The 15748-nt window shown below is 45.7% G+C and carries 17 protein-coding genes; 14 read left to right on the top strand and 3 right to left on the bottom strand.

The window, feature by feature from the left end; genetic code table 11:
• Positions 1–12 precede the first annotated feature (12 nt).
• The 12 genes from prkA (at position 13) to Y79_RS0114970 (ending at position 11037) form a co-directional block, all read left to right on the top strand.
• On the top strand, positions 13–1908 hold the full coding sequence (gene prkA / locus Y79_RS0115025) for a serine/threonine protein kinase PrkA (RefSeq protein WP_016938434.1): 1896 nt from the start codon (positions 13–15) through the stop codon (positions 1906–1908).
• Between the two features lie 188 nt (positions 1909–2096).
• Positions 2097–3269 (top strand): sporulation protein YhbH, encoded by a 1173-nt coding sequence (gene yhbH, locus Y79_RS0115020; protein ID WP_016938433.1) that lies wholly within the window; start codon positions 2097–2099, stop codon positions 3267–3269.
• 193 nt (positions 3270–3462) lie between these two features.
• Positions 3463–3927 (top strand): MarR family transcriptional regulator, encoded by a 465-nt coding sequence (locus Y79_RS0115015; protein ID WP_016938432.1) that lies wholly within the window; start codon positions 3463–3465, stop codon positions 3925–3927.
• A gap of 36 nt (positions 3928–3963) precedes the next feature.
• Positions 3964–4629 carry an HlyD family secretion protein gene (locus Y79_RS0115010; RefSeq protein WP_007610259.1) on the top strand — a complete coding sequence of 222 codons (666 nt, stop codon included), beginning with the start codon at positions 3964–3966 and terminating at the stop codon, positions 4627–4629.
• A gap of 40 nt (positions 4630–4669) precedes the next feature.
• Positions 4670–6265 carry an MFS transporter gene (locus Y79_RS0115005; protein WP_016938431.1) on the top strand — a complete coding sequence of 532 codons (1596 nt, stop codon included), beginning with the start codon at positions 4670–4672 and terminating at the stop codon, positions 6263–6265.
• Positions 6266–6289: 24 nt separating this feature from the next.
• Positions 6290–6823 carry an NAD(P)H-dependent oxidoreductase gene (locus tag Y79_RS0115000; protein ID WP_016938430.1) on the top strand — a complete coding sequence of 178 codons (534 nt, stop codon included), beginning with the start codon at positions 6290–6292 and terminating at the stop codon, positions 6821–6823.
• Positions 6824–6835: 12 nt separating this feature from the next.
• Positions 6836–7207: a hypothetical protein gene (locus Y79_RS0114995; protein ID WP_016938429.1), complete on the top strand. Its 372-nt coding sequence runs from the start codon at positions 6836–6838 to the stop codon at positions 7205–7207.
• Positions 7208–7325: 118 nt separating this feature from the next.
• Positions 7326–8093 carry a hypothetical protein gene (locus tag Y79_RS0114990; protein WP_016938428.1) on the top strand — a complete coding sequence of 256 codons (768 nt, stop codon included), beginning with the start codon at positions 7326–7328 and terminating at the stop codon, positions 8091–8093.
• A 2-nt stretch (positions 8094–8095) separates the two neighbouring features.
• A complete protein-coding gene (locus Y79_RS0114985) occupies positions 8096–8473 on the top strand; it encodes a GntR family transcriptional regulator (protein ID WP_029575338.1) in 378 nt (125 codons plus the stop codon).
• Entirely contained in the window at positions 8463–9179 is a 717-nt protein-coding gene (locus tag Y79_RS0114980; protein WP_016938426.1) for an ABC transporter ATP-binding protein, read from the top strand. The genes Y79_RS0114985 and Y79_RS0114980 overlap by 11 nt, the downstream gene beginning before the upstream one ends.
• Positions 9180–10097: an ABC transporter ATP-binding protein gene (locus Y79_RS0114975; RefSeq protein WP_016938425.1), complete on the top strand. Its 918-nt coding sequence runs from the start codon at positions 9180–9182 to the stop codon at positions 10095–10097.
• The gene (locus Y79_RS0114970; RefSeq protein WP_016938424.1) at positions 10090–11037 is read left to right on the top strand and encodes an ABC transporter permease; all 948 of its coding nucleotides are present in this window, start codon (positions 10090–10092) and stop codon (positions 11035–11037) included. Before Y79_RS0114975 ends, Y79_RS0114970 begins: the two co-directional genes overlap by 8 nt.
• An 85-nt stretch (positions 11038–11122) precedes the next feature.
• On the opposite strand, the gene cspB is transcribed toward Y79_RS0114970, so the two are convergent.
• The gene (gene cspB, locus Y79_RS0114965) at positions 11123–11323 is read right to left on the bottom strand and encodes a cold shock-like protein CspB (protein ID WP_003155376.1); all 201 of its coding nucleotides are present in this window, start codon (positions 11321–11323) and stop codon (positions 11123–11125) included.
• A 536-nt stretch (positions 11324–11859) separates the two neighbouring features.
• Between cspB and Y79_RS1000000121755 the strand changes: the two genes are divergently transcribed.
• Positions 11860–12009 carry a hypothetical protein gene (locus Y79_RS1000000121755; RefSeq protein ID WP_235714295.1) on the top strand — a complete coding sequence of 50 codons (150 nt, stop codon included), beginning with the start codon at positions 11860–11862 and terminating at the stop codon, positions 12007–12009.
• A gap of 224 nt (positions 12010–12233) precedes the next feature.
• Here the strand turns inward: Y79_RS1000000121755 and Y79_RS0114955 are convergent, their stop codons facing one another.
• Positions 12234–13313: a GGDEF domain-containing protein gene (locus Y79_RS0114955; protein WP_016938423.1), complete on the bottom strand. Its 1080-nt coding sequence runs from the start codon at positions 13311–13313 to the stop codon at positions 12234–12236.
• A 151-nt stretch (positions 13314–13464) separates the two neighbouring features.
• On the opposite strand from Y79_RS0114955, the gene Y79_RS0114950 reads away from it, so the two are divergent.
• The gene (locus tag Y79_RS0114950; RefSeq protein ID WP_016938422.1) at positions 13465–14856 is read left to right on the top strand and encodes an L-cystine transporter; all 1392 of its coding nucleotides are present in this window, start codon (positions 13465–13467) and stop codon (positions 14854–14856) included.
• Between the two features lie 209 nt (positions 14857–15065).
• On the opposite strand, the gene Y79_RS0114945 is transcribed toward Y79_RS0114950, so the two are convergent.
• Positions 15066–15665, bottom strand: coding sequence for a hypothetical protein (locus tag Y79_RS0114945; protein ID WP_016938421.1), 600 nt, complete (start codon positions 15663–15665; stop codon positions 15066–15068).
• Between the last annotated feature and the right edge of the window lie 83 nt (positions 15666–15748).

Here is a 15748-nt window from a genome sequence, read left to right as displayed (position 1 = left end):
GAGGAGGTTCTTATGGATATATTAAAGAAAATTGAAAAGTACAGAGAGGAAGAGCAGCGTCTCAAATGGGAAGGGACGTTCGCTGATTATTTGGAGATCATAAAAGAAAATCCATTGGTCGCGCAGTCTGCTCATTCTCGCGTTTTTAATATGATAAAAGACAGCGGAATCGAGGAAGATGACGGGAAAAAGACATACAGTTTTTTCTCGCGGGAACTATTCGGCCTTGAAGAATCTCTGGAACGGCTCGTGGAGGAATACTTTCACCCGGCTGCCAAGCGGCTCGATGTAAGAAAACGGATCTTACTATTAATGGGGCCCGTCAGCGGCGGGAAATCGACCCTTGTCACCATGCTGAAAAAAGGGCTTGAAGCCTACTCGTTGACAGACAACGGGGCCGTTTACGCTATCAAAGGCTGCCCGATGCATGAAGATCCTCTCCATCTTATTCCCCATCATCTGCGCGAAGACTTCTACAGAGAATACGGGATCAGAATTGAGGGAAGCCTGTCTCCGCTTAATGTCATGCGGCTTGAAGAAGAATACGGCGGCAGAATTGAGGATGTAAAGGTTGAACGCATTTTCTTCTCGGAGGATAAGCGTACCGGAATCGGAACCTTCAGCCCGTCTGATCCGAAATCACAGGATATCGCCGATTTGACGGGGAGCATTGATTTTTCAACGATTGCCGAATACGGCTCGGAATCAGATCCGCGCGCTTATCGGTTTGACGGTGAATTAAATAAAGCGAACCGCGGAATGATGGAGTTTCAGGAAATGCTGAAATGCGATGAAAAATTTCTCTGGCACCTTCTGTCACTCACGCAGGAAGGGAATTTTAAAGCCGGACGGTTTGCGCTCATCTCAGCCGACGAATTGATTGTTGCGCATACGAACGAAACGGAGTACCGCTCGTTTATTGCCAATAAAAAAAATGAAGCCCTTCACTCCAGAATCATCGTGATGCCTGTTCCTTATAATTTAAAGGTGTCCGAAGAAGAACGGATTTATGAAAAAATGATTTCGGAAAGTGATGTTTCTGATGTACACATCGCCCCCCATACATTAAAAGTGGCTGCGATGTTTTCTATTTTGACCAGGCTGAAGGAACCGAACCGGTCTGATATTGATCTCGTTAAAAAAATGAGGCTCTATGACGGAGAAAGCGTTGAAGGTTACAATTCCGTTGATCTGGAGGATATGAAGAAGGAATTCCATGATGAAGGAATGAGCGGAATTGACCCGCGTTATGTCATCAACCGTATTTCCTCAACGATTATCAGAAAAAATATGGAATCCATCAATTCGCTTGACGTGCTGCGTTCCTTAAAGGAAGGACTCGATCAGCATCCGTCCATTTCCGCTGAGGACAAAGAGCGGTATATGAATTTTATTTCCGCCGCCAGGAAAGAGTACGATGACATCGCCAAAAAAGAGGTGCAGAAGGCGTTTGTTTATTCCTATGAAGAATCTGCGAAAACACTTATGGATAATTATTTAGATAATGTAGAAGCGTACTGCAACAAAAATAAGCTTCGCGATCCGCTGACGGGAGAAGAAATGAACCCTGACGAAAAGCTGATGAGATCCATTGAAGAGCAGATCGGTATTTCGGAAAACGCCAAAAAAGCATTCCGCGAAGAAATTTTAATCCGCATATCCGCTTATGCAAGAAAAGGAAAACGCTTCGACTATAACTCACACGAAAGACTCCGCGAAGCGATTCAGAAAAAGCTTTTTGCAGACTTAAAAGATGTAGTGAAAATTACGACCTCAACCAAAACGCCGGATGAGCAGCAGCTTAAAAAGGTTAATGAGGTAGTGGCGCGGTTAATAGATGAACACGGCTATAATTCGACAAGCGCAAATGAACTGCTGAAGTATGTCGGAAGCCTGCTCAACCGCTGATGCTTGATTGATGAAAGGCCCGTCCGTAAAAGGACGGGTTCTTTTGTCTATATTTCAAAATTGTTTGTCAATTGAAAAGTCCGTCCGGCATAAGATAAGAATAAATCTTTTCGCCGGACTTGTTTCATAAACAGGACCAAGCCGGAATACACATGTAAAACGACCATAACGGTTAAGGAGGGGAATTCATGTCCCGTAATGACAGCGGAAATTTTTTGATTTCAGAGGAAGACTGGTCCCTCCATCGCAAAGGCTTTGACGACCAGCAGCGCCACCAAAAGAAAGTACAGGAAGCGATAAAAAACAACCTTCCGGATCTTGTCACTGAGGAAAGCATTATTATGTCCAACGGAAAAGATGTCGTGAAAATCCCGATTCGTTCGCTTGATGAATATAAAATCCGTTATAACTATGATAAAAACAAACATGTCGGCCAAGGTGACGGCGACAGCGAAATCGGCGATGTCGTCGCCAGAGACGGCGCAGATAAAAAGCAGGGGGCCGGAAAAGGCCAGGGAGCCGGCGATCAGGCAGGCGAGGATTATTATGAAGCCGAGGTCTCATTGATGGACCTGGAAGAAGCGCTGTTTCAGGAATTAGAACTGCCGAATCTGCAGCAAAAGGAAAGGGACAATATCGTTCATACCGATATCGAATTTAATGATATCCGGAAAACCGGGCTGACAGGGAATATTGATAAGAAAAGAACGATGCTGTCTGCCTATAAACGAAACGCCATGTCAGGCAAGCCGTCGTTTTATCCGATTTATCCGGAAGATCTGAAATACAAAACATGGAATGATGTGACGAAGCCGGAATCGAAAGCTGTCGTTTTAGCCATGATGGATACAAGCGGTTCGATGGGCGTATGGGAAAAGTATATGGCGAGGAGCTTCTTTTTTTGGATGACACGATTTTTACGGACAAAGTATGAAACGGTAGATATCGAATTTATCGCCCACCACACGGAAGCGAAGGTGGTGTCGGAAGAAGATTTCTTCTCGAAAGGCGAGAGCGGGGGAACCATCTGCTCCTCCGTCTACCGGAAGTCTCTTGAATTAATTGATGAAAAATATGACCCCGCCCGCTACAACATCTATCCGTTCCATTTCTCAGACGGGGATAATTTAACATCGGATAACGCCCGATGCGTAAAGCTCGTCAATGACATCATGAAAAAATCAAATCTGTTCTGCTACGGTGAGGTCAATCAATATAACAGGCATTCCACCCTCATGTCCGCCTATAAAAACGTCAAAGATGATAAATTTAAATATTACATCTTAAAGCAGAAATCAGACGTATTTCAAGCGCTGAAAAACTTCTTCAAAAAAGAGGAAGCGGGGGTAAGCAAAGCATAAGTATTAAACATAAAGCCGAGTGAAGAATCGTGCGGCCGCGGTTCTTCACTCGGCTTTTTTTAATTAAAAATAAAGAGAAAAAAAGGCATAAAAAAAATCCTTAAAAAATAAAACTTTTCTCTTTACAAATCTTCTTTCATTTATTAATATTTTATCTTGTGAACTATTATTAAGGGAATGAGGTGAAAATACGGTGATTGAATCAGAGCTTGCTTTGCTCAGTTTTGAACAGCTGTTTGATACTTCCAGATCAATTTACAAAAAGCAGAAAATGATCTTGGAGACAGTTCTTGAACCTTTTGATATTACAGTCCTGCAGTATCTGCTGATGTTCAAAATACATAAGAGCAAAAGCACGCAGCTTTCAAGGCTGGCTTTGTCGCTTGATCTGAAACCGGCGTCTGTCACGAGAATGACCGATATTCTGTATAAGCGCCGATTAATGGTTCGGAGCGACTATCACGACGACCGGCGTGTTGTTATGATTCAGTTAACCGAAGAGGGGGAAGAACTTCTAAAGACAGCTGCTGTTCAATACGCCGAAAAAGCGGCGGTCTTATACCGGCAGCTCAATACCGCTGAACTGCAGTACCTGCGCAAGCTGGCGGAAAGTTTAACGAAGCTTGCAAACGGCTGTGCAGTGAAAAACGGAAAATAAAAAAATCCCCACATATTTTTATCATCATTCCACAAAATGATAGAGGAAGAAACGAAAGGAGAAAACAAAATGAACAGAGGACGTTTAATTCTGACCAACATTATCGGTTTGATTGTTGTTCTTGCAATTATAGGCGGAGGTGCTTACTACTATTATCAAAGCACGCACTATGTAAAAACCGATGAAGCAAAAGTTGCCGGCGACATGGCTGCTATCACAGCTCCTGCTGCGGGTAAAGTAACTGACTGGAACCTTGATGAGGGGAAAGAAGTAAGTAAAAACGACGTTGTTGCAAAAATCAAAGGACAGCAAAATGCTGACGTTAAAGCCATCATGGATGGAACAATCGTGAAAAACGAAGTGAAAAACGGCCAAATGGTGCAAGCCGGTACGACAATTGCCCAAGAAATTGACATGAAACACCTTTACATCACTGCAAACATTAAAGAAACTGACATCAGAGACATTGAAGTAGGAAACAAAGTAGACGTCATTGTTGACGGTGACCCTAATACAACATTTGACGGAACTGTAGAAGAAATCGGCTATGCGACAAATTCAACTTTTGATATGCTGCCTTCTTCAAACTCAAGCGGCAACTACACAAAAGTAACGCAAAAAGTTCCTGTTAAAATTTCACTCAGCAACCCATCTGACAAGGTGCTTCCTGGTATGAACGCATCTGTAAAAATCTCTGAATAATACAGATCAGTCATCAAACCATGAAGGGAGGTTGTCTTAGGTGGCTAAATCAGATAATCAAGTAAAAAGTCCTAAAACATTGCTTATTGTGCTTATGGCCGGGTTATTCCTGGCGATCTTGAACCAAACGCTTCTTAACGTGGCGATGCCGCACTTAATGACCGAGTTCGGTGTGAGTGCGACGACGATTCAGTGGCTGACGACCGGATACATGCTGGTCAACGGTGTTTTGATTCCGTTATCGGCCTTCTTAATTACCCGGTTCGGGCAAAGAAGCCTCTTTCTCGTAGCCATGTTCTGTTTTACAGCGGGAACGTTAGTCTGCGGAATCGCGCCTAACTTCTCAACCATGCTGATCGGCCGGTTAATTCAGGCGGTCGGCGGCGGTATCTTGCAGCCGCTGGTCATGACAACCATTCTGCTTATCTTCCCGCCTGAAAGCAGGGGGAAAGGAATGGGGATTTTCGGTCTTGCGATGATGTTTGCTCCGGCGGTCGGACCGACTCTTTCCGGCTGGATCATCGAGCATTACACATGGCGCATTATGTTCTACGGCCTTGTTCCGATCGGGGCGATCGTTATTGTCATAGCGTTTTTCCTCTTTAAGAACTTGGTGGAACCGCAAAAAATCAAACTCGACAGCTTGGGTGCGATTCTGTCCATTGTCGGATTTGCCTCATTGCTTTACGGAGTCAGTGAAGCGGGAAGCGACGGCTGGGGAGACCCGATCGTTCTGTCTACCGTTATTGTCGGTATCATCGCGATTGCCGCGTTTGTCATTCAGCAATTGCGATCTGAAAAACCGATGCTTGACTTCCGGGTATTTAAATATGATATTTTCTCACTTTCCAGTGTGATTAACATCATTATTACCGTTGCGCTTTACACAGGAATGTTCCTGCTTCCGATTTATCTGCAGAACTTAGTCGGCTTTACGGCGCTGCAATCAGGCCTCTTGCTATTGCCGGGCGCGATTGTCATGCTGATCATGTCGCCGATTTCCGGTATTCTGTTTGACAAAATCGGTCCGAGACCGCTTGCGATCGTCGGGCTGGTCATTACGGTCGCAACGACATTCCAGTATACAAAATTGACAATTGACACACCTTATACGCATATCATGCTTGTCTATGCCATCCGCGCATTCGGTATGTCACTGTTAATGATGCCTGTAATGACAGCCGGAATGAACCAGCTTCCGGCACGGTTGAACAGCCACGGCACGGCGATGAGCAACACGCTCCGCCAGATCAGCGGTTCAATCGGAACAAGTTTGATCACAACGATCTATACGAACCGCACGACGATGCATTATTCGCAGATTGCGGATAAAACAAGCACGGCAGATCCAAGCTTCATGCAGTCGTTCCAAAGTGCGGTTTCGAATTTAATGGTCAACATGAACATGTCGCTTGATGCGGCGAAACAAACCGTTTATGCCTATCTCTACAAAACGGCTTCACTTAATTCCAACGTTATGGGAATTAATGACGCGTTTATGTGGGCGACGATCTTTGCGGTTATCGGTGTAGTCTTGAGCCTGTTCTTGCGTGACGTACGGAAAGACAAACAGCGGGCGAAGAAAAAAGAGGAGCTGTCATTGCTTCCGGCCCCTAAAGAAGTGAAGGAATCTTAATCATCTGAATGGGAGGTTTCCTGAATGAAAATTTACGTAGTGTACGATAGTGAAGGCGAACACACAAAATACCTTGCCGAAGCCATTGCGGAAGGAGCAAGTGAAAACGCTGATGCTGAAGTCTTGATTGACCATGTCGATCAAGCCGACATCCGCAAGCTGAAAGACATGGATGCGATTATCTGGGGATGCCCTGGACACTTCGGCACCATCAGTTCAGGCTTAAAAGCGTGGATCGACAGACTCGGCTATTTGTGGGCTGAGGGCGAGCTGATTGATAAAGTCGGCGCCGTATTCTGTACGACTGCGACAACCCATGGCGGATTAGAAATGACAATGCACAATCTGATCACTCCTATGTTTCACCAAGGCATGATTGTTGTCGGTCTTCCCGGCAACGTTCCTGAAAATGCGCTGTACGGTTCTTACTACGGCGCGGGCGTCACATGCCCGGTTGACAGCGATGTGCTGATGACGGAAGAAGGCCTTCAATTAGGCCGTGCGCTTGGCAGACGTGTCAGCCAGGTCACAGGTAATTTAACTGCCGGACGACAGTAAGGAGAGGGTTATATGGCCATTATTATAGCGGTTATTGCTGCTGTCATTGTGATTGCACTTCTTATCACATTCAATGTCCGCAGCACTTCTGCAGGACAGGATGTCAAAGAAGAAAAGAGAGAAGCGATCGGCACTACAGCCGAACAGCCGGAAAAGCATGATCCGGCCGAGGAACGCTCAGCCGAGCATGTTCCCGTCGTTGTAAAATCTGAATCTCCCCGCGAGAAAAAGAATACAATGGGCGATGATGTGTACCGTCAGGCGCTTCAGAAGTTCAAGACTTCTGAGACGGATCAGGAAACAACAGATCCCGAAAGCGGCGGCAAAATGCAGGATAGCAGCTATCGTGATGCGCTGCTCTCCTTAAAAAACAAAAAGAAGTAACGGAAAAGGCAAATCTGCATAAGAGCGGATTTGTCTTTTTTTATTGAAGATATTGTAATTTGCAATGATCTAGTGTACTATGTGACTCATACACTGGTCCCGAATGGAGAGAGAAAGAATGACATCGTTTTTAGGTCTGCTGAAAAAAGATGCGAAGGTTTCATGGGTCTGGCTGGCGGTTTGGGTTTGCGGCATGATCTTCTGGGCGGCGGCAGCCCACGTTATTGCTGTCCGTCAGAAAGAACCGCTCGTCATTTTCGGCTTTTTTGCGGCAATGGGGTTTTTTCAATTTCTTGTGGCGCCGCTTTTTATGTACTATCACCTCCACAAAGAAGGGAAAAATCAGCTGTGGCTTTACAATCCGAATGGCGGGTTTTATCTGCTGGCTTCCAAGCTGATGGCCTCACTGCTGTATCAGTTTATCGGGCAGCTGGCGCTGACCGGCTACGGTATTTGGATGTACCGGATGCTTGCTGCAAAAGGAGCGCTGGAACACACCATTCCCCTGGCCGGCACATTAACAGGACTGAATGCTTACCTGCTGATCAGCTCAGCGTACTTATCTGTGATCGTGGCCGTATTTTGGACTGTTTTTCACTCGTTAAAACATTTCCCCGTTCTCCGCTGGGTGATCTGCATCGTGCTTGCGTTTGTCTGGGCCTATATTGACGATAAACTCATTACGCCTTTCACTTCATCTCAACATGATTTATGGCCGGTAAAAGTGTATGCGAATTTTGAATTTCATTATACAAAATTGGCCGGCTGGACGATGGAGCTGAAGGCCGTCCACATCTCGCTTTTCAGCTTCCTGGCCGTGATTGTGCTTGCGGCGCTCTGTCTCGCGCTGGCCTCAATAATGCTGAATCGCAAGGTTGAGGTGTAATGATGAAGCATGAATTTCAATCATCAAAGCCGATTTATCTGCAAATTGCCGACCGTGTATATTACCGGCTGATTCGAAACGAGCTTTCGCCGGGTGACAAACTGCCGTCCGTAAGAGAGATGGCCGTGCAGATGAAAGTGAATCCGAATACGATACAAAGAACGTACAGTGAAATGGAAAGGCTGGGGATCGTGGAAACGAGAAGAGGACAGGGAACCTTTATAGCTGAAAGACCCGATCTGAAAGAGGAGCTGAAAGACAGGCTGACAAAAGACGTATTCAAACGCTTTATTCAGGAAATGGCGGAGCTTGGGTTATCTCCTGAAGAAATGCTCGACGGGATCAAACAATATGCGGAGGAAGCAGACGATGAATCTTGATTTTGAACACGTTACAAAAAAATACGGCCGCAGGCTCGCAGTCAGCGATGTATCATTTTCATTGTCTCCGGGTAAGATCTACGGAATATTAGGACCGAACGGAAGCGGTAAATCAACAACGCTGAAAATGCTTGCCGGGCTTGCATTTCCCACCTCGGGCGCTGTTCGGATCGACGGACGTGCCGTAAGCCGGAAAATGCTTTTTCGTACGGCTTATTTAACCGAACATGATACGTTTTTCGCCCGGACGACTGTCGGTGATATGCTCACATTTTATCATTCACAATTCCCGGATTTTCAGCTGGAGAAAGCACGGAATCTATTATCGGAAATGAATCTCTCAGCGGAGCAGAAAATAAAAGAGCTGTCTAAAGGCAGCCGGGGCAGGCTGAAAATCGTCCTGGCCCTGTCGAGAAAAGCATCCGTCATTCTGCTGGATGAGCCGTTTTCCGGTCTGGATCCGGCGGTCCGGGAGTCAATCGTCAACAGTCTCGTATCGTATATTGATTTTGACAGTCAGATCGTAGTCATCGCCACACATGAGATCGATGAGATTGAGACGCTTTTGGACGAAGTGATGGTGTTCAGAAAAGGGAAAATCGCTGAACGGCGTGAAGTCGAAGAGCTCAGGGAGCAGGAAGGAATGTCCGTACTGCAATGGTATAAAAGCATTCTGCAGGCGTACGAAAAAGAAGGGGGATTCTAATTGGAAACGGTATTGGAATTGCAACAGGTAAAGAAAACGATTAAAGGACGAACGATTATTCATGATCTGAGCTTCTCCGTCCGGGCAGGCGAAGTGTTTGGATTTTTAGGGCCGAACGGAGCGGGGAAAACGACAACGATCAGAATGATGGTCGGATTAATGAAACTGTCTCAGGGAGACATCGTAATCTGCGGGGAATCCATTACGAAAAACTATGCAAAAGCGGTCAGGCACGTCGGAGCCATCGTGGAAAACCCGGAGCTGTACAAATTCCTGAGCGGCTATAAAAATTTACAGCAGTACGCAAGAATGGTAAAAGGCGTTACGAAAGAAAAAATAGATGAGGTCATCGAGCTCGTCGGATTACAGGACAGAATTCATGACAAAGTAAAGACCTATTCTCTCGGGATGAGACAGCGCCTCGGCCTTGCTCAGAGTCTGCTGCATAACCCGAAGGTGCTGATTCTGGATGAACCGACAAACGGCCTTGATCCCGCCGGTATCAGGGAAATCAGAGACCATCTGAAAAAGCTGACACGGGAAAAAGGAATGGCGGTTATCGTCTCGAGCCATCTGCTGTCCGAAATGGAATTGATGTGCGATCGAATCGGCATTTTGCAAAAAGGAGAGCTTGTTGATATTCAAAAGGTAAGAGATGAAGGAACAGAAGAAAAAGATACATACTTTTTCCATATTGAACAAAGGGAAGAGGCGCTTGCCGTCCTGAGTCAGTTTGACTGTGTGAAGCAAACAAACGGCTTTGAGATCAAGCTGTCAAAACAGGAAGTGCCTGATGTGATTTCACTTCTCGTCCGTGAAAATATCCGCTTATATGAAGTGAAAATCATAACAAAATCTTTAGAAGACCGTTTCCTGGAAATTACCGGCGGGACGAAAGAGGAGGCTCAATATGCTTAAACTGATCTATAATGAATGGATTAAAATCTTCAGCCGTGTCGGCACGTGGGCTATGATTGTGATTTTAGGCCTTGCGATGACCGGATTTGCACTTCTGTCAAACCATTTCACCTCGAGCGACGCCAATCCAAATTGGAAGCAGGAGCTCCAGGGTGCAAACAAAGAAATGAAACAGCAGATAAAGGAAACCGGAAATCAGACTGTCATTGATAGTCTGAAACAGAATATCGCGATAAATGAATACCGTATGGATCATAACCTCCCCGAGGATACAGGGTACACAGTGTGGTCATACGTAGCTGATTCTTCGATGATGACGGTTTTGACCGGCCTGTTCACGATTATCATCGCAGCAGGCATCGTGGCAAATGAGTTCAACTGGGGGACGATCAAGCTGCTGGCCATCCGTCCGCTCAGCCGTTTTCAGATTTTGCTATCTAAATATATGACGGTGCTGCTGTTCGGACTGCTGATGCTTGTGATTTTATTTGCCGGCTCCGCTCTGTTGGGATTGGTCTTTTTCGGTACAGGCGGAGATACTGCGGCTGATGTTCATCTCGTATACAAAGACGGCCATGTTTTTGAGCAAAATATCATCGCTTTCCTCGCTAAAACATATATCTATGAATCTGTCTCCGCTTTTATGCTTGCGACGATGGCGTTTATGCTGTCTGCAGTATTCCGAAACAGCTCATTAGCGGTCGGATTTTCTATTTTTCTATTGGTTATGGGCAACACGGCGACTGTATTTCTTGCCACGAAATTTGAATGGACGAAATATATTTTATTTGCGAACACGGATTTGTCGCAATATATGAACGGTACTCCTTTAGTAGAGGGGATGACGATGACATTTTCGGTTGTGATGCTTGTGATTTACTTCATTATTTTTATGGCGCTCGCATTCGGCGTCTTCTTAAAACGGGATATTGCGACCTGATGTAAAAAAGCTGTTTTGCATAGGCAAAACAGCTTTTAGATATAAAAAAACCGCCGGCTTGCACCGGCAGGTTTTTTTAAGACATTTATGCTTTTGTTACGTTAGCAGCTTGTGGTCCGCGGTTTCCTTCAACGATTTCGAAAGAAACAGATTGGCCTTCTTCTAAAGTTTTGAAGCCTTCGCCTTGAATAGCAGAGAAGTGAACGAATACATCGTCTTGACCTTCTACTTCGATGAATCCGAATCCTTTTTCAGAGTTGAACCATTTTACTTTACCTTCTAACATGAAATTTCCTCCTAAAGCGACATAACGCTTAAATTCACTATTCTTGCTCTAAAACAAACTTCCAAGACGAAAACTCTTGCAAAACTTTCTTCTTAAAGATAGTTCGAACAAAAATAATTACCTTTACTCTACCAGTAATCCGGAGAAAAAACAACTGCTAAATGTAACTTTTTTTGAAATAACATTTTTTAAGTCGAAATCGCGCGGATACGGAAGGCTGATCTGAGATTGAACAGCACATTTTGCAGCTCATAAAAGCCGCTCTCTACAACCTTAACTTAATCATGAGCCCGAATGCATGGTGCAGTGCTGCACTGCAAATAAAAATAGGGAGGGAGTAGGTCATCTTGAAGCTGCGGATTATAAAGAGTCTGTTTCTCTTCATTTTGATCATGCTGCTTACTTCATGCCATGATCCCGCTTGAAATCGAGCCATTACTATCAGAATCAATGTATGTCATCCATTTATCTGGGGATTTGTCGCAAAAAAGTCGGAGAGGAAGGATTGAAACTTTCATTGGCAATGTTTTCGGATTATGCCCAGGCTGATTTGGCACATTGTCGGCGGGGATTTTGATGCAGATACATTTCAAACCGTTGCTTATTTTAAAATGTTTGCCGACTATTGGAAAAAAGAAGCTGCGGATTTCGGCAGAGCGCTCTTTCTTATGCAGGAGGCGGGCTGATTACGTAGAAAAGACGTGAGGCAGCAGTTTTCAGTCAAAGTGACGCGAAAAAGCAGGATTTCATGCGGAAAAGGACGCGCTGATCTGGTCGGCGCAGATGATAAAGTTGATAAGCGGATGCAACAACTCCTGTCTTTGTATCGAATATCAGGGCAGCCTGATTCCCGTTTTCCAGGCGGGCGCCGTTGTCACTGAAAAGAAAGAATGATTCCCCCCTGCGGCGATCATTCTTTTTTTTCAGTGCTGCACACTTGATTGCGTCCTGAGGTTTTCGCTTTGTACAGCATCCGGTCTGCGATCAGAGGCAGGGTCTGCGGATCCCCCGTATTGGTCGGATAGTGCGCGATGCCGATAGAAACGGTCACGAAAATTGTATCTCCGCTCGTCAGCAGAATCGGGTTCCCGTCCATCGTCTGCCTGATTTCTTCTGCGAGGTGAAGCCCTTTTGTATACGTGCAATTCGGTATAAGCACCGCAAATTCTTCGCCCCCGATACGGGCTGACGGATCAGAACTGCTGATTAAGAACCTCAGCCGCGTCCCCAGTTCTTTCAGCACTTGATCACCTTCATAATGGCCGTATTGATCATTGATCTGTTTAAAGTGATCAATATCTAAATAAATAAGCGCAAGCTGAGATGAGGCTGATCGAGATGCCCGGTCGTACAGGAGGCGCGAGATCTCCTCGAACTTTCTCTTATTAAAAATCCCAGTCAGAAAATCATAATTCGCTTGAAACTTGTATTTCTTGAATAAAAGGCGGGCATCGGCTTCGTGTTTGATGATATACAGTGACAGCATTCCGCCCAAAGTGGAAATGAGCCAATAATAAACGAGGGTCCCGGCAGGCTGTTCAGGCACAAGCAACAGCAGCGTCAGGGTGAAAATAACGTTTGAGAAAAGCAGCATAACGAACGCCTTTTTGCGATCCGGCTTTTTTCCTCTGAGGACGGCCACAGAAAGTATGGCAATAATCCCGACTGCTGCAATGGAAAAAATGGCGCTGGCATTGAAATTGATCAGGATACGGCCTGCCACGATAATCGCAAAGGCAACTGCCGTAGACACCCAGCCTCCGTAAAGAGCGGCGATGATAATCGGGATATTTCTGAGGTCAATGATAGAATCAGAGTAAGAAAAGCCGAAAGCAATCAGAAAAACCCCTAAAAGCCCGCAAGCCGCCCCCTTCAGTAATTGAAACATCGGACGGTCTTCTTTATACGACAGCGACTCTTTAAAAAGAAGGGTGAAGAGATAATTAAATGTGATTAAAATCGTCAAATTAAGAAACAGTTCCTTCAGCATAACAATCACCCTTATATAAGTTACTAAAGAAAGGGTGGAAAGAAAAGAGAAAAGTCTATAAAAATACATATATTGTAAAATCATACTTGACCGATCGGAATTCATATAATATAGTGTTTAAGGATAATGAGCAAGGGAGTGTTTACCTGTTTTGGAGAATTTATTTGTAGTCTTACATGTTTTCATTATGCTTTTGCTTATAGCAGGTCTGTTTGTGATGCAAAAAAAACACGTTTCCTTTTCTAAACGTGTCTTTACGGCGCTCGGATTAGGCATTGTATTCGGTTTTGCACTGCAATTGATTTACGGGCCGGCTTCACATATCGTGACACAAACAGCTGATTGGTTTAATATCGCCGGCGGCGGTTATGTCAAGTTGCTTCAGATGATCGTCATGCCGCTTGTCTTTATTTCCATTCTGGGCGCATTTACGAAGCTGAAACTGACCCATAACATCGGAAAAATCAGCGGCCTGATTATCGGAATTTTGATCGCCACAACAGCAATTGCCGCGGCAGTCGGAATTGTTTCGGCGCTTTCCTTTGATCTGAAGGCCGTTCATATCGACCAGGGAAGCACTGAGCTATCAAGAGGCCAGGAGCTTCAGCAAAAATCGGAGGATATGACGGCTAAAACGCTTCCTCAGCAAATCGTTGAGCTTCTGCCGGGAAATCCGTTTCTTGATTTCACCGGGGCCAGACCGACTTCCACCATCGGAGTCGTTATTTTCGCCGCTTTTCTCGGCATCGCTTTCCTTGGCGTGAAACGGAAGCAGCCGGAGCACGCCGCGACATTCAGCGGAATTGTCGATGCGGTTTACGCGATTATTATGCGCGTCGTGACATTAATTTTAAGACTGACGCCTTACGGGGTGTTGGCGATTATGACGAAAACGATCGCGACAAGCGACATCGACAGCATTGTGAAACTGGGGATGTTTGTGATCGCATCATACGCCGCGCTCATCGTCATGTTTATCATTCACTTGCTGCTGATTACGTTCAGCGGTTTAAATCCGATCACATACGTGAAAAAAGCATTTCCGGTCATGGTGTTTGCGTTTACGTCCCGTTCAAGCGCAGGGGCTTTGCCGCTCAATATTAAAACACAAAAAAGCATGGGCGTACCGGAAGGAATTGCGAACTTCGCCGGTTCATTCGGCTTATCGATCGGTCAAAACGGCTGTGCCGGCATTTATCCGGCAATGCTCGCGATGATGATTGCGCCGACAGTGGGGCAAAATCCGTTTGAACCCGGATTTATTATTTCGGTCATCGCGATAGTGGCAATCAGTTCGTTCGGTGTAGCAGGCGTAGGAGGCGGCGCGACATTTGCGGCTCTTCTCGTCTTATCCGCTTTAAACATGCCTGTCGCGCTTGCCGGGCTGCTCATCTCAATTGAGCCGTTAATTGACATGGGGCGCACTGCCTTAAATGTCAGCGGCAGCATGACCGCGGGACTGTTAACAAGTAAAATGACGAAGGAAACCGATACCTCGGTTTACAATGATTCCTCAATCGTCATTGAAGCTGAAGAAGCTTAATAAAAAGAGGATCATCAGCAAAAACCAGCCATGGCACATCACTTTGCTGTGAAGCCGCACTGCATGGTTAGCAAGATCTTTCCTCAATCTGAAAAGCCTTAACTTCACCTGAAGTTAAGGCTTTTTTAGCGGGAAGCAACATTATCCGCTCCCCGGCATTGTGATTAAGGGAACTTCTTCAAATCGTTAAAAAACGAATTCGTGTATTTTTAATGATTTCCAGGTTCCAGATCTTCCAGCATATTCATCACGGTGCTGTCATTTAAAACATTTACCGCGCTTTCTTCAAAGTGAATCGGCTCTGTATAGTGAGGCTTTGCCGAAGTCTCTTTTCTGCGGTCTGCCTGTCCGTCCGTATGGCTCCGGCTGTGTTCATGAGACGATGAAGTTGAGCCGGAGTGTTGGCGGGAAGTCTGCTCATGCCGCTGTCCGCCGGAATCTCCGCCGAAAGCCTGCTTAATCATCTCGGCGGGCTGCATGGAGCCGCCTTGTGAGTGCCGGGCTTTGTCCGTGTGCCGCTGTCCGCCGGATTCCCCGCCGAAAGCCTGTTTGATCATCTCGGCGGGCTGCATGGAGCCGCTTTGTGAGTGCCGGGCTTTGTCCGTGTGCTGCTGTCCGCCGGAATCTCCGCCGAAAGCCTGCTTAATCATTTCGGCGGGCTGCATGGAGTGTGCGTCATCTTTATGCTGCGTTCGGCCTGAAACCATTCCGGTGATTTTGCGGCGGATTTCCGGTGATAAAGCTGCAATCAAAATTGATGAGCCGATCAGCAGCGCTGTCGGGCTGATGCCTCTTTTTTGTCTGAACAAGTTAAATCCCTCCTCATTCTAGTGATTACATTTATCTTTTCCTTTCCTTCTGATATTTATCCAAACCGTTCAAATGCAAACGG

The sequence above is a fragment of the Bacillus siamensis KCTC 13613 genome, from assembly GCF_000262045.1.
Classification (GTDB): domain Bacteria; phylum Bacillota; class Bacilli; order Bacillales; family Bacillaceae; genus Bacillus; species Bacillus siamensis.
Note: the sequence above shows the minus strand (reverse complement) of the source record. Positions and strands in the feature narration are given on the sequence as shown.

Coding starts and splice junctions, on each gene's coding strand:
- Y79_RS0114995 (WP_016938429.1), top strand. CDS start 6,836: ATGGCCATTATTATAGCGGTTATTGCTGCTGTCATTGTGATTGCACTT.
- Y79_RS0114980 (WP_016938426.1), top strand. CDS start 8,463: ATGAATCTTGATTTTGAACACGTTACAAAAAAATACGGCCGCAGGCTC.
- cspB (WP_003155376.1), bottom strand. CDS start 11,323: ATGTTAGAAGGTAAAGTAAAATGGTTCAACTCTGAAAAAGGATTCGGA.
- Y79_RS1000000121755 (WP_235714295.1), top strand. CDS start 11,860: ATGCCCAGGCTGATTTGGCACATTGTCGGCGGGGATTTTGATGCAGAT.
- Y79_RS0114985 (WP_029575338.1), top strand. CDS start 8,096: ATGAAGCATGAATTTCAATCATCAAAGCCGATTTATCTGCAAATTGCC.
- prkA (WP_016938434.1), top strand. CDS start 13: ATGGATATATTAAAGAAAATTGAAAAGTACAGAGAGGAAGAGCAGCGT.
- yhbH (WP_016938433.1), top strand. CDS start 2,097: ATGTCCCGTAATGACAGCGGAAATTTTTTGATTTCAGAGGAAGACTGG.
- Y79_RS0114970 (WP_016938424.1), top strand. CDS start 10,090: ATGCTTAAACTGATCTATAATGAATGGATTAAAATCTTCAGCCGTGTC.
- Y79_RS0115010 (WP_007610259.1), top strand. CDS start 3,964: ATGATAGAGGAAGAAACGAAAGGAGAAAACAAAATGAACAGAGGACGT.
- Y79_RS0115000 (WP_016938430.1), top strand. CDS start 6,290: ATGAAAATTTACGTAGTGTACGATAGTGAAGGCGAACACACAAAATAC.
- Y79_RS0114955 (WP_016938423.1), bottom strand. CDS start 13,313: ATGCTGAAGGAACTGTTTCTTAATTTGACGATTTTAATCACATTTAAT.
- Y79_RS0114990 (WP_016938428.1), top strand. CDS start 7,326: ATGACATCGTTTTTAGGTCTGCTGAAAAAAGATGCGAAGGTTTCATGG.